This is a genomic window from Pacificibacter maritimus (assembly GCF_003814915.1).
Taxonomy (GTDB): domain Bacteria; phylum Pseudomonadota; class Alphaproteobacteria; order Rhodobacterales; family Rhodobacteraceae; genus Celeribacter; species Celeribacter maritimus.
In genome coordinates this window covers 443,029-456,328 of sequence record NZ_RKQK01000002.1, presented here as the reverse complement: position 1 = coordinate 456,328, position 13,300 = coordinate 443,029, and the positions used below count along the sequence as shown (strand labels likewise).

Here is a 13,300-nt window from a genome sequence, read left to right as displayed (position 1 = left end):
GGAAAAAAGACGATCTGGCTCAAGGGCAATCATGTCGGGCTAGGCAGGTTGCAGGTGCGGCAAGCCAAGTTCGCCCAAGAATGCATTGAGATGTATTGCGCAGGCGGTGGGGGCATCCAGCATCGGCAAATGGCCTGCACGTCGGATCAGTTGAAAGCGTGACCCCGCAATTAATCCGACCGTTTCACGCATCAAATCAGGTGGTGTGACGCGGTCATCAATGCCACACAGCCCAAGACAGGGCAGACGCAGTGCAGCGGTCGGGGTGTAGAAATCAGTCCCTGATATGGCAGCGCAGCAGCCCACGTAACCTTGGACATCCATCTGTGCGCATTGGCTCTGCCAGTGTCGTGCATGCGTACTGTCTTGGGTCTTGCGGGGAAAGGTGAGGGGCATCGCGTTATAAGCAATTTGCGCCATGCCTTGCGCCTGTGCCATTTCGATTTGCCGCGCCCATGTCTGCGGCGTGCCCAATTTGGCAGCTGATCCGCACAAGACGAGCGCACGGATTTGATCAAGGCGTTTTACGGCCAACCCTTGTGCGATAAGCCCGCCCATACCCGCACCTAAAAAGACGCAATCTCGAACGTTGAGGTGATCCAATACATGCTCGGCGTCTTTGATCAATTGCCCCATAGAATAGGGAGTATCAGGCGCGCCTGAGGCACCATGCCCGCGCGCATCATACCGCACCAGTCGCAAACTGTCGGGCAGCTTCGCACAAAGCGCGTCCCATTGACTTAGGTCACTGCCAAGCGAATGTGCGAAAACCAGCGCAGGTCCGTCTTGCGGGCCTTGGTCAGAAATATTGATTGTATGGTGTGAGATTTTAATGCGCATCAATGGCCTTTGGGGTCGCGCCGTAATTGCGGCGTTGCTTTCCGAAAGCTATAAACGCGCCGCATCTTTGGGTCAAAGCATGATCTGTCTAGGCAAAGCCCGACGGTTACAAATATGCTTATTGCCCTATACCCCTGACGGGGGCCCCAAATTGGGGGCGGCGCGCTGTGACATTTTTAGTGTGAAACGGCAATCATGCCAGAAATAATAAGACCGCCGCCGATCATCATTTTCGGGGTAATACGTTCCCCCATAAACAAGGCTGCGATCAATACAAGGGCCGTTTCGACACCAACTAGGATGAGGTAGAGTTCGCTCATCGAGTTGTCTTTTAGCAGTGCTATTTCGCCGGTCGCGGCGAGCGCGAGCCCCGCGAGAATGAGAGCAGCCCCTCCCCAAGCGAATTGGATGCCAGAGACAAGCTTCATTCCCATTGTGGCAAGCGCATAGCTTGAACCGACGAGAATTAATAATACGGATTGCGGTACTGCATAGGCTAACATAAAGCCCCTTATTGTTGTTGACGATGGCCCCTTATATCATGGCTTTATGAACCGCATATCTCTATTTCATCGTGGCCTCACACATAAGCGTGATAGATATTTTTTGCACGTATACTGGGCTATGGTCGAGGTAGGGCTGCGATGAATAGCGCGATGGCGTCTATGCTTTCGGGTTCGTCCAAAAAAGGCACATGCCCACGGTCTTTGACCTCGCGTGCGATCATATCTGGGCGTAAGTTTTGCATTTTTTGCCAGCATTTTTCACAGAGAATATCAGAGTTTTCACCGCGCAGCGCAGCAAGGGGCAGGTCGGTCAGCGCATCAAAAAGCGGCCACAAGTCGGGGGTCTCACCTGTGGCCCCTTGGGCTTCTATCGCCTCACGCAGTTTGGGATCATACCGCAATTCCATGCCCGTGGTACTTTCATGCCAAAGTCGTCGCGCATAGTCCTGCCACTGTTTTTCGGTCACATTTTTAAAGGAGCCAGAGAGTGCAATGGGCAGTTTTTGCGCGGCGTCATCATAGGATACGTAAGCGCAAGGACGCCCGAGATAGGTCATGATGGTGCTCATGCCCTTGTGATCAATCTCAGGGCCAATGTCATTAAGAAGTACGCCCAAAAGGCGATCTTTGGCAGTTGCCGCGATCACCATCGCGATCAAGCCGCCGCGCGACGTGCCAAGAATAGCCGCGCGTTCAAGTCCCAAATGGTCAAGCAAGGCCAAGGCATCATGGGCCTCAATCGGAATTGTATAGTTCTGCGGATTGAGATCGTAATCTGACGCCCCGCGTCCGCGGCTGTCGATTCGAATAATCTGCGCTTGATTGGCAAATGCTGCGATCACAGGATCAAAATCATCCATGTTGCGAGTCAAGCCCGCCAAGCACAAGATAGGCACGCCCGACCCCGTGATGTCGTATGCCAAGTTGAGTCCATCATGGGTGGTGAATGTCTGGATCATGTCCTGCCTCATTCTACACTGGTTTTATGAGGCACAGTGGCACGGGTAAGGCCAAAGAATAAAGTCTTATAAAACGCTGTTCAGCAACCACCAGCCGCCCGTAAAATGAACGCAGAGGCAAAACGCATAGGTCGCCATGACCAGCAGCGTGTTGTTTGGAGACAGTTGAGTTTGACTATGCCTTTTACGGTGAAATAGACTTTGCAGCCCCGCGGCCGCCAGTATCCCCATTGCGATAGATTGATCGCGCAGCGCGGCCGATAGAAACGCGGAGGCCATAAAAATCGTCACGACGAATGACATCTTTGGCCAAAAGCTATCTGAAATAGCGCGCACGACGCGCCCACCTGCAAAGGGAAGAAAAGGCAAGAGCATGATGAAGTTGAATGCGCCTGTCATAATGCCGATCGCGCGCATAAATTCTGAGAAGGTCGGGAAAAATGGCGCACTGGCTTGGAATAGCCCGAAAGACACCACCATAGGCAATACCGCCAAGCCTGGCGCGTAGAGCGCAGCAAAACTGTCTTCTAAGGCATCGTCAAAAGCATGATCGGTGCGCGGTGGTGCGACGAAAGGTAGAGGGACCAAGCGCAGGCGAGCCACATCATGGCCTATTATATTACAGGCCTTCGCAGCCCCATATTCATGTAGGATGACGGCGAAAACAAAGCCAAACCCCATGAAAGGTGATGTCAGCGCGGCGACGGCTGCGGTCAAGGCAAAGCCCATAATCACGCCTGTGCCGTCAAATCCATAAGTTGCAATGCGCCCTTGTCCTTGGGCGGCTGGGCGTAACAAGGGTGCAGCCAGAATGCTCAAGGCAAGAGAAAGCAACAAAAATATCATAGAGAGTAGGTCCACGCAGAAAATATATTTTCGACCTTGATGCGTCCCAAATATGGCAACAATGTGTCTTTTGCCTTGGTTTGCAGCGTAAGAAGGGAAGGAAACAGTCTATTTCCACAATGCGGACAATGGAATTGAACCGCTCTGCGTCGAGTATAAAAAATGCCCCGCCTGTGACAAGCGAGGCCTATTGTAGCGCGATAAATAAGGCGGTTACAGATTTTCGATCTGCGGCATGCCCACAACGTGATACCCACCATCAACGCGGATGATTTCGCCTGTCGTGTAAGCCCCGCCATCAGAGTTCAGGTAAACGGCTGTTGCGCCCACGGCTTCCAAAGTCGCGTTCGAACGCAAGGGCGCGTTTTCTTCGGTGTGTCTGTAGGTGCGTCGCGCGCCGCCGATGGCTGCCCCTGCAAGGGTTTTCATTGGACCTGGAGAAATCGCATTGACGCGAATTTTCTCTGACCCAAGATCATTGGCTAAGTAACGCACAGAGCTTTCCAAAGCGGCTTTCGCGACACCCATCACATTGTAATTCGGGGTCACGCGGTTTGAGCCGCCGTAGGTCAATGTGATCAAAGATCCGCCATCAGGCATTAATTCTGCGGCGCGTTTGGCCACATCGATGAAAGAATAGCAGGAGATGTGCAAAGAGTTTTTAAAGTTCTCCGCAGTTGTGTCGCGGATGCGCCCTGTCAGTTCATTTTTGTCAGAATATGCGATGGCATGGACCACGAAATCCAATGTGCCCCATTTATCTTTGAGAGCGGCAAAGGCTGCATCCATTTGTTCGGGGTTGGTGACATCAACGTCGACCATTGTGTCTGATCCAACACGTTCCGCCAAAGGGGCCAAGCGTTTTCCAAAAGCTTCGCCTTGGTATGTAAAGGCCAGTTCTGCACCCTCTGCCGCACAGGCTGCTGCGATGCCCCATGCGATAGAGCGCTCGTTGGCGACGCCCATGATAAGCCCGCGTTTGCCTTTAAGAAGATCTGCCATGTAATCACACTACCTTTGTTGGTTTGAAGGTGTTTCGCCTTTTTACGCCTTAACGTCAAGTTTTTGCACTGTTTCAAGGAAGTTTGAGAGCGATTTTAGCTCGTCTGTCATGTGGTGCAGCTGCTCTTCAGACCAATTGTCCAAAAAGCTTGGCAATTCCGGCATCAGGCTGCGGTGTACCTTTTGCAGATGCATACCGCCGTCGCGCGTCAGTGACGCTTCTTTGACGCGCCCGTCTTGTTTTGATCCGCTCAAAGTGACCCATCCGGCCCGTTCAAACTTGATTAGCATTTTTGTTACGGCAGGCTGACCCACGTCGATGGCGCGCGCAATGTCGCTGACACGTAGCGGCATTGCGCGCCGCGCCAGATGCGTCAGCGCGGCCAATTGCGCAGGTGTGAGGTCATGTGCGGTGAGTCGTTTTTCTATAATGCCGCGATACAGGTCAGACGTAATCGCCAAGCGGGTCGCAAATTTGATAATGTTTTCAGGGCTATGCTTCACAGATTGCGACCAATTCAAATTGGGGGTTGATTTACGTTCCAAGGAATGAATATTATATATTCCATGGAATGCAAATTGAATTAACTCGGAAAGATTTCAAATGTCTGTTCTCTCAAACATTTTAAACGTCGCAGCAAAACGCCCTGTATGGATTCACGCTCTTGGAGCCGCGGCAACTTTTGTGGTCTTTGGGCAAGTTCAGGCGCACCTAAATGCGTCTTATGAAGCCTCAAACCATCCTGTTGATTACATGACAGGGCAGACAGGCTTCGATGCCGTGCTGATCAAAGGCTACTATGCGCATATGGAGCACCTCGGCACCTTGGGCGTGTATCTCCAGACGCAGTTCATAGATTTCGGGTTTATCATCATGATGGCCCTGATGGGGATCATGTTTGGCACCTTGGTCGCGCGCTTGGGCGGGCAGGGCAGTTGGAGGTATCGATTTGGGGTGGCTGCCGCAGTGTCGGTCGTCTGCGGTGCGATGTGCGACGCTTTTGAAAACCTAGTGTCGTTCGTGATGCTGGCCAATCCGACCAGCTTTGCCGATTGGTTGGCGCTGCCTTACTCAACCTTTGCTGTCATCAAGTTTGGCTTGATCGCACTGGGGCTATTGCTTGTCATCTTGAGCGCGGTCATTGGTGCGGGGGAACGCGGATTGGCACTCATTGCAAATAAGCGCGGTGTGGCCAAAGCCTAATCACAGGTCACAAATCGACAAAACCCAGATCGGGATCGTTGAAATATTGCGCATCCATGTTTGTATCGGATCAAACTCTACAAGCCGACCAATGCGGACACGTGAGACAGTGGTGTTCAAACTGCGATTGCTCGTTCGTAATTTCACTAGTGTTTCGGACTTCAATCCTAGGTATTGCGAATTACTCAACAGTCAAAGATGTCTTCTATACAAAAGCGGCCGCACCTCAAGGGTGCAGCCGCTCATAAGCTAGAAACGGCAAGCTTTAGTCGCGGTATTTTGACATCAGCATTGACCCGTTGGTGCCGCCAAAACCAAACGAATTGGTCATCACGGTATCAAGGCCTGCGTTGTCGATGCGCGTTGTGGCGATCTCACCAGCATTGATCGCAGGATCAAGCGTTTCGACATTGATCGACGGTGCGATGAAATCGTTTTGCAACATCAAAAGACAGTAGACAGCTTCTTGTGCGCCAGTCGCACCTTGGCTGTGGCCTGTCATTGATTTCGTTGATGAAATCAAAGGTGTTTTACCGTCATACGCTTCGAGTGGATTGAAAACACGGCGTACAGCTTCGACTTCGCCCACATCGCCCACTGGTGTAGATGTGCCATGCGCGTTGATGTAGCCGACTTTGCGGTCTGCGCCCAATGTAGACAGGGCGATATTCATAGCGCGTTCGCCGCCTTCACCTGATGGGGCAACCATGTCAGCGCCGTCAGATGTGGCGCCGTAACCTGTGACTTCTGCATAGATTTTAGCACCGCGGGCTTTGGCGTGCTCAAGTTCTTCCAAAACCAAAATAGCACCACCGCCGCCGATGACAAAACCATCACGATCGGCGTCAAAGGCGCGTGAGGCTTTCGTCGGCGTGTCGTTGTATTTCGAAGACATCGCGCCCATGGCGTCAAACAGACAAGACAGGGACCAATCCAACTCCTCGCCGCCGCCTGCAAACATCACGTCTTGCTTGCCCATCATGATCTGCTCTGACGCGGACCCGATGCAGTGCAAGGATGTGGAGCAGGCTGAGGTGATGGAATAGTTGATGCCTTTGATCTGAAACGCAGTCGCGAGGTTCGCAGAGATCGTTGACCCCATACATTTGGGCACAGCGAAGGGACCAACACGTTTGGTCGCACCCGATTTCAAAACAGTTTGGTGTGCTGTGAGCATCGCAGATGTGGACGGACCACCAGAGCCTGCAATCAGACCTGTGCGCACGTTGATCACGTCGCTTTCTTCCAAGCCTGAATCCGCAATCGCCTGAGACATCGCGATAGAGGCATAGGCCGCACCAGGGCCCATAAAGCGCAATGCGCGTTTATCTACGTGGTCTTTGATATCAAGCTTGACGTTGCCTGCGATCTGACTGCGAAACCCGTATTCTTTCATGTCCTCGTTGGCAGTGATGCCAGAGGTGCCTGCTTTGAGGGAGGCAAGAACTTCTTCGGCATTGTTGCCGATTGAGGAGACAACCCCAAGACCTGTAATAACGACGCGGCGCATAGCGTGCTCCTTTTATATGTTCGGTCTTTTGTACGGCAGGCGGGGGCAGGGGTGCAAGCGGTTAGGCCATTTATGCTTTGCCCTGTTGTGCTGTCTGAGTAAAATAGACCGTGTCGATCCGTCGTGGGCTCAAGAGGCTATGACACTCAAGGCAGATCATAGAAAAAGCGGCAGCATTTTTATGCCGCCGCTTATAGGTACCAGAGTCATAAACGCCGTGTCTTTTTCGCGTCTCTCGCTCGGGCGCTTAGCTTTCAGACAGTGCCACTTTCATGTCTTTTACTTCGTAGGCCACTTCGCCGTCGATTTTCACGATGCCGTCGGCCACACCCATGGTTAGGCGGCGAGTTTGGATGGCTTTGGTGAAATCGATCTCATAGGTCAAAAGCTTGGCCTCTGGGCGCACCATGGCTTTCAGTTTGATTTCGCCCACGCCCAATGCATAACCACGGCCCGTCCAGCCACGCCAGCCAAGGTTAAACCCTGTGAGCTGCCACAGGCCATCAAGGCCTAGACAGCCAGGCATAATTGGATTGCCTGGGAAATGGCATTCAAAGAACCAAAGATCGGGTGTGATGTCGAACTCTGCGCGCACGTGACCTTTGCCATTTGCACCACCATCACCCGAAATATCGGTGATGCGGTCCATCATCAACATGGGCGGGGCTGGCAATTGCGCGTTGCCTGGGCCGAACAGCTCGCCGCGTGCACATTTCAAGAGGTCTTCTTTATCAAAGCTAGTCGGAAAATCGGCCATGGATGCAATTGCCTTATGTTGGTTTTTTGTCAGGTTTTTTAGGTCTGTACCATTGGACAGGCAAAAGGCGCAAGTCTGCAGGCTTGTGTCCGCACAAGACGTTGCAGGGAAAATGTTTGAAACATAAGGTAACGGCGGTATATAGTCTCAAAAGTTGGGAATGACGTGCACTTGGGATCGCCCGTGTCGCAACAAGATTGCCAAGCCAGTGACCGCACTGCCAGCCATATGAAACAGCGAGCCAAACAGTGACCAATGCAAATAACGAGATAGCACAAGCGGATAAAATGCGCCGTGGAAAAGCGTGGTTGGCCAGCGCCGATTTGCGCCCGACCCGTCAACGCTTAAGCTTGGCCGCGCAGCTTGTGGGGGATGGTCAAGATCGGCATGTGACAGCAGAAAGCCTGTTTGTTTCTGTCAGCGAAACGAGCGAAAAAGTATCATTGGCGACGGTTTATAATACGCTGCGCACTTTTTGTGATGCAGGTCTGATGCAAGAAGTCACTGTCGATGGCACGCGTTCTTATTTTGACACGAATATGAGTGATCATCCGCATTTTTACTGGGAAAACAGCGGTGAGTTGACGGATGCGCCTGCGGACCAATTGCAAATCATCAATCTGCCTGATGCGCCTGAGGGTACAGAAATTTCGGCTGTAGATGTCGTCATACGCTTGCGTAAAACCTAACAATATTTGCTCTGCATTATGTGGTTTGGGGCACGTAGTTTGCCAAACCGCGCAGCCACATCGTGACTTCGGTCTCTGTATTATCCAGTTCAAACTGCTCTAGGGCCGCCAGCGACCATATATCTGGGGTGATGCGATCCAGCCAAGAGTCGCGCTGCATTTCTAAATCCCGCGGAAGTGACAGGGCTTGTGATGCCAACAAAAGCTGGCGACATTTTTGCACGCTGCGCATTTGACGAAAGGCATCCATCATCGGCACTGTCAGTTTCGGATCATCGCGCCACGTGGTGTCAAACAGCGCGGTGGTGCGCTGGCCTGCGCCCAAACATTGATAGGCCACGCAGCCCGAATAGCCTTTTTGTGTCAGATCTTTGTGGATGGCACAGCCTAACCCCACCTCTGTCGCAGCAAGGTTGTGGCAAGCCACGCCTGCGGGTTTGTCATGAGCAAAACTGGCATCTGCATCAAAGGCCAAAGCCAAACAACACAGCGCAGCGCAGTTTGCGCAATCAGAGGTGAAATCATCTGCGTCAGTCATAGCTTAGGGGTGACAGTCTTGGGGCTGGCAGGCAAGAAAAAAGGCGACCCATTTACTGGGCCGCCTCTTTTATTTTTTGACATGACCCCCATAAAATCCATTTTTTGCAATGGGTTAAATGCCTGTCAGTGGCGTTAACCTTTATGCGATTTCAACCAACTCAATGTCGAATGTCAGGTCTTTGCCAGCCAACATGTGGTTCGCATCCAAAGTCACAGTTTCTTCGCCGATGGACACAACGGACACAGGGATCACTTGGCCTTCTGGAGATTGCATTTGCAACTGCATGCCAACTTCGAGCGGGATCTCAGCTGGGATCATTTCGCGCGGTACATCTTGTTGCGCATCGTCTTGGCGCGGACCATAAGCTTCGGCGGCAACAGCTGTGATGGTTTTCTTTTCGCCAACAGTCATGCCGATCATTTCTTTGTCCATGCCAACAATCACTTGACCTGAGCCAACAGTGAATTCCAATGGATCACGACCTTCAGAACTGTCAAATACAGTGCCGTCTTCCAATGTGCCTTTGTAGTGAATGCGAACTTTGTCGCCTGATTTTACGTCGCTCATGATGTGTCCTTACTTACTTTGGGGGCCAATAGCTTTCGCTGCGACCGCAATTGAGATTGGCGGGCAAGATAGGGACGTAGGCGCAGATGTAAACCCGATCACCTTTTTACAGTAAATACTCGCGATTTACCGCGTTTTTTAAAACCACTGGCCGGGTTCCATCAGCCCCAAGTCCAATAATTGTTGGGAATGCCATTCAAATTCAATCGAGTTATGCCAGCGAAAACTGTGAATATCAAAGGCGGACCCTGAGTTGCTTTTCAGCGCTTTAGCTGTGCGAAAACTGCCGATCGCTGCGGTAATGTTGTGGTGCCATGGGCAAGAATAGGTGTTGTACTCTTCTATGTTAAACGTGTGATCTTCGCGCAGCTCTAACCCTTTTTGCGACTTGAAAATCGCGATGCGGTCAATTCGACGGCGTGCGGCTGGCATGTGTTCTTCAAAGCGCCAGCGTAGCCCGCCAAAAAAATCAAGCTGGCGTTCTTTCGGCCCGTCAACGCCCGCACGCCCCAAGGCGTAATACCCAGAACGATCCAGATGCGCGTCTTCTAGGGAGACCGCAGAAGGGCAGTCTTCTAGATCGCCTGCATATAAATCAACAACATAGGTCAGCATGCCAAAGCGACGTTCTTCGGTGTGAAATGTCAGCATATCAAGCACGCTGCGCGTTTCACAAAACGGGTAGAACAAATATTCAGCATTAAAACAGTAGTACATCCAAGTGTTGGGGGCCGCTTTGATCAATGCGTTCACCGCATTGGTCAGCATGTCCGGTGCGCGTGTGTTATAGGTAACGCGGTGTATTTTCATCTCGACCGCTTTGGGGATTTCCATACTTTCGGGGCCAAACAAGATCACCGATTTAAACCCAAGTGACAAATGATGCCGCAGCGTTGAGGGAATTTCAGTCAAGTCTTCGGCAAAAATCAGCGCTATTGGGCCTTTGGCCCAAGCGTCCTGTCCGTCCTTTAGAAAGGTTTCCAAGCTATCAAAGCGCATTATCTCTCCTGCCCGATGGGCGTGCCTACTGGGGCAGTGTTGTTACTTGCGGTAAAAAAGCCATGAACGCCCGTGGATTGCAAGCATATCAGAAACAAACATCCCCGCAGCCATACTGTGAAAACAACAGAATGCTTTGCCCTAGGCTATGTGGCTTAGCGCGTCGTTACAGTGGATTGCAAGATCGCTGGTATTTGTGTAGCTAGGCGCTTCAAATTGTTCTTTCCAAATGCATGGACCTGCCGACATGTCTGACACGCCAGCCGATACAAAAGCTGATCTGAAAAAGCTCTTCGTGAAAACCTACGGGTGCCAGATGAATGTCTATGACTCCGAGCGCATGGTCGAGGCGCTGGGCGGATCAGGCTATACCGAAGTCAGCAGCCCCGAAGAGGCTGACATGATTTTGCTAAACACGTGTCACATCCGCGAAAAGGCGGCTGAAAAGGTCTATTCAGATCTGGGCCGCTATAAAGATATCAAGCTTGCCAACCCAAATCTAAAAGTCGGTGTAGCAGGCTGTGTGGCGCAGGCGGAAGGCGAAGAAATCATCCGCCGTCAGCCGATGGTGGATTTGGTTGTAGGGTCGCAAGCCTACCACCGCTTGCCCGAACTTGAGGCAAAAGTGGGCAATGGTGTGACCGCCGTTGATACGGATTTTCCCGAGGTCGATAAATTCACAGCTATGCCTAACCGTCCCAAAGCGCGCCGTGCGCCCGCTGCGTTTTTGACGGTACAAGAAGGCTGCGATAAATTCTGCGCTTTCTGTGTGGTGCCCTATACGCGCGGTGCAGAAGTTTCGCGCCCTGTGGACCGTGTTTTGCGTGAGGCACAGGATCTTGTAGAACGCGGTGTGCGTGAAATTACTCTTTTAGGTCAGAATGTTAACGCCTACCATGGTCAGGTCTCTGGCGGGGCAAAAGACACGTTTGGCTTGGCGAAACTGATCCGGAAATTGGCTGAAATCGATGGCTTGGAGCGCATTCGCTTCACCACGTCACACCCCAATGATATGGAAGACGATCTAATTGCCGCCCACGGTGATTGCGCGAAATTGATGCCCTATCTGCACCTTCCTGTGCAGTCGGGATCGGATAAAATCCTGAAAGCTATGAACCGTAAACATACGGCTGAACAATACATTCGCTTGATGGAAAGATTTCGTGCAGCGCGCCCTGATATGGCATTGTCTGGCGATTTTATTGTTGGGTTTCCAGGTGAGACGGAACAGGATTTCGAGGATACAATGGCACTGGTGCGTGAAGTAAAATACGCCTCTGCCTATTCCTTTAAATATTCGCCGCGCCCAGGCACGCCCGCCGCAGAGAAAGATGACAAGATGGTCGATCACGATGTGGCGATGGACCGTTTGCACCGTTTGCAGGCTCTGATTTCCGAACAACAATACGCATTCCAAGACAGTATGGTCGGGCGCGATGTGTCTGTTTTGTTCGAAAAGAAAGGCCGTCAAGAGGGGCAGATGATTGGCAAATCCGAATATCTTCACGCGGTGCATGCCAGTGTTGAAGGTGTTGAAGTTGGGGATATCCGCAAGGTAAGAATCACCCAAAGCAAGACCAATTCTCTCGAAGGTAAGCTGATTGATTGATCAGAAGTTTGTGACACGTCTGTGGCGCATCGGCGGAAAAAAGCCGTATGACGTTGCCGTTGCGGCAACAGTTGTAGTTAGAATGGGTCATAGTTTTGGGTTTCGGCACAATATCTTGTGAATTTTCTTCACATTCACGCGAAGTTTGCTATCCTGACGCTATATTTGCGAGTAGGGCGCTGCAGCGTGGTTCATGTTGAAGCGTGGAGTGTGTCTGTCCGAAAGCGTTAACAAAGGAGACTGAAGACGTGTTTAACGAACTTCTTTCTAAAGGACGAGCAGTGGTCGCATGCTCTTTGATAGCCGCCACGACTTTTGTAGGCACGGCCGCACATGCGCAAATGATTTCTGGCGTGGTAAATGGTGAGCGCTACGCGCCAACCATTTGGATTGACCCAGATGGTTGTGAACACTGGGTCATGGATGATGGCGTTGAAGGGTATATGGACCTTAAAGTTGACCGTCAGGGTAACCCAACATGTCACCCCGTCGAAGCCTGCGCTGTGATGAATTCAGACCAGTTGTTTGCTACCGACCGCTATTCAATCTCTGCGGCGGGTCGCCAGCGTTTGCAAAGCTTCTTCGCGCAAGCAGGTGCCACAGCATACACTATCATCGGTCACACGGACAGCCGTGCCTCTGACGAATACAACATGAAGCTTAGCTACAACCGCGCCAATGCTGTTGCAAAGATTGCAGCGCAAACAGGTGCGCGGATCGCGGATGTACGCGGTTACGGTGAGCGTATGCCAATCGCGTCCAACGGGACGAGTGCAGGTATGCAGAAGAACCGCCGCGTTGAAATCATTTGTATCAAGTAAGGAGCGGACGCATGAAAACTATTAAAGTAATCGCGATTCTGGGTGTTGCCGTTTCTTTGTCAGCCTGTGAAACTGCTTTCACCGAAGGCGCTGGCGCTATGCTGGGGAGTAAAGCCGACAAAACGGTCGACCGTGGATTTGATTCCAAGCACCTATCAGCATTGCAGGCCGGTATTTGGATTGATCCAATCGGTTGTGACCATTGGATTATTGATGACGGTGTTGAGGGCTACCTGTCTCCGCGCGTTGATAAATACGGTAAACCTGTCTGTTCTGGTGTGGCGGAACCCAACACAGCCGTTGGTAATTTCAAAGGCGGCTCAACTTTTGGTGATCCGATCTAAATCAACTGATCGTAGTTTTTACAAAAAGCCGTTCCATAAGGGGCGGCTTTTTGCATTGTGATATGCCGCTGGCCTGATCAAGAATGCGCCAGTTTACATCAATTCA

At 51.6% G+C, this 13,300-nt stretch carries 17 protein-coding genes; 5 read left to right on the top strand and 12 right to left on the bottom strand.

The features are described 5' to 3' along the window. Positions 1-39: 39 nt before the first annotated feature. From EDD53_RS08740 to EDD53_RS08715, 6 genes are all read right to left on the bottom strand, one after another. Complete coding sequence (locus EDD53_RS08740) at positions 40-840, bottom strand: alpha/beta fold hydrolase (RefSeq protein ID WP_123792835.1); 801 nt, start codon at positions 838-840, stop codon at positions 40-42. A gap of 176 nt (positions 841-1,016) precedes the next feature. Beyond that, a complete protein-coding gene (locus EDD53_RS08735; protein WP_123792834.1) occupies positions 1,017-1,343 on the bottom strand; it encodes a hypothetical protein in 327 nt (108 codons plus the stop codon). A 119-nt stretch (positions 1,344-1,462) separates the two neighbouring features. Then, on the bottom strand, positions 1,463-2,305 hold the full coding sequence (locus tag EDD53_RS08730; protein ID WP_123792833.1) for an alpha/beta fold hydrolase: 843 nt from the start codon (positions 2,303-2,305) through the stop codon (positions 1,463-1,465). Positions 2,306-2,371: 66 nt separating this feature from the next. Further along, the gene (locus EDD53_RS08725) at positions 2,372-3,151 is read right to left on the bottom strand and encodes a hypothetical protein (protein WP_123792832.1); all 780 of its coding nucleotides are present in this window, start codon (positions 3,149-3,151) and stop codon (positions 2,372-2,374) included. A 213-nt stretch (positions 3,152-3,364) separates the two neighbouring features. Continuing rightward, positions 3,365-4,153, bottom strand: a complete 789-nt coding sequence (locus tag EDD53_RS08720) for an enoyl-ACP reductase FabI (protein WP_123792831.1) — start codon at positions 4,151-4,153, stop codon at positions 3,365-3,367. 42 nt (positions 4,154-4,195) lie between these two features. Continuing rightward, positions 4,196-4,699, bottom strand: a complete 504-nt coding sequence (locus EDD53_RS08715; RefSeq protein ID WP_170162723.1) for a MarR family winged helix-turn-helix transcriptional regulator — start codon at positions 4,697-4,699, stop codon at positions 4,196-4,198. 58 nt (positions 4,700-4,757) lie between these two features. On the opposite strand from EDD53_RS08715, the gene EDD53_RS08710 reads away from it, so the two are divergent. Beyond that, positions 4,758-5,357 carry a hypothetical protein gene (locus tag EDD53_RS08710; RefSeq protein ID WP_123792829.1) on the top strand — a complete coding sequence of 200 codons (600 nt, stop codon included), beginning with the start codon at positions 4,758-4,760 and terminating at the stop codon, positions 5,355-5,357. On the opposite strand, the gene EDD53_RS14835 is transcribed toward EDD53_RS08710, so the two are convergent. From EDD53_RS14835 to fabA, 3 genes are all read right to left on the bottom strand, one after another. Further along, on the bottom strand, positions 5,358-5,504 hold the full coding sequence (locus EDD53_RS14835) for a hypothetical protein (protein ID WP_170162722.1): 147 nt from the start codon (positions 5,502-5,504) through the stop codon (positions 5,358-5,360). 118 nt (positions 5,505-5,622) lie between these two features. Next, on the bottom strand, positions 5,623-6,867 hold the full coding sequence (gene fabB / locus EDD53_RS08705) for a beta-ketoacyl-ACP synthase I (protein ID WP_123792828.1): 1,245 nt from the start codon (positions 6,865-6,867) through the stop codon (positions 5,623-5,625). A 247-nt stretch (positions 6,868-7,114) separates the two neighbouring features. Then, positions 7,115-7,624 carry a bifunctional 3-hydroxydecanoyl-ACP dehydratase/trans-2-decenoyl-ACP isomerase gene (gene fabA, locus EDD53_RS08700; protein ID WP_123792827.1) on the bottom strand — a complete coding sequence of 170 codons (510 nt, stop codon included), beginning with the start codon at positions 7,622-7,624 and terminating at the stop codon, positions 7,115-7,117. A gap of 287 nt (positions 7,625-7,911) precedes the next feature. On the opposite strand from fabA, the gene irr reads away from it, so the two are divergent. Next, a complete protein-coding gene (irr, locus tag EDD53_RS08695; protein WP_123792982.1) occupies positions 7,912-8,313 on the top strand; it encodes a Fur family transcriptional regulator Irr in 402 nt (133 codons plus the stop codon). Between the two features lie 16 nt (positions 8,314-8,329). On the opposite strand, the gene EDD53_RS08690 is transcribed toward irr, so the two are convergent. The 3 genes from EDD53_RS08690 to EDD53_RS08680 form a co-directional block, all read right to left on the bottom strand. After that, on the bottom strand, positions 8,330-8,851 hold the full coding sequence (locus EDD53_RS08690; protein ID WP_123792826.1) for a hypothetical protein: 522 nt from the start codon (positions 8,849-8,851) through the stop codon (positions 8,330-8,332). A 141-nt stretch (positions 8,852-8,992) separates the two neighbouring features. Then, positions 8,993-9,421, bottom strand: coding sequence for an FKBP-type peptidyl-prolyl cis-trans isomerase (locus EDD53_RS08685; RefSeq protein ID WP_123792825.1), 429 nt, complete (start codon positions 9,419-9,421; stop codon positions 8,993-8,995). A 138-nt stretch (positions 9,422-9,559) separates the two neighbouring features. Next, positions 9,560-10,420, bottom strand: a complete 861-nt coding sequence (locus EDD53_RS08680) for a glycosyltransferase family 2 protein (protein ID WP_123792824.1) — start codon at positions 10,418-10,420, stop codon at positions 9,560-9,562. A 247-nt stretch (positions 10,421-10,667) separates the two neighbouring features. Between EDD53_RS08680 and miaB the strand changes: the two genes are divergently transcribed. From miaB to EDD53_RS08665, 3 genes are all read left to right on the top strand, one after another. After that, a complete protein-coding gene (gene miaB, locus EDD53_RS08675; RefSeq protein WP_123792823.1) occupies positions 10,668-12,029 on the top strand; it encodes a tRNA (N6-isopentenyl adenosine(37)-C2)-methylthiotransferase MiaB in 1,362 nt (453 codons plus the stop codon). A 281-nt stretch (positions 12,030-12,310) separates the two neighbouring features. Next, complete coding sequence (locus tag EDD53_RS08670; RefSeq protein WP_425464055.1) at positions 12,311-12,850, top strand: OmpA family protein; 540 nt, start codon at positions 12,311-12,313, stop codon at positions 12,848-12,850. An 11-nt stretch (positions 12,851-12,861) separates the two neighbouring features. Beyond that, entirely contained in the window at positions 12,862-13,194 is a 333-nt protein-coding gene (locus EDD53_RS08665) for a hypothetical protein (RefSeq protein ID WP_123792821.1), read from the top strand. The last annotated feature ends 106 nt before the right edge of the window (positions 13,195-13,300 follow it).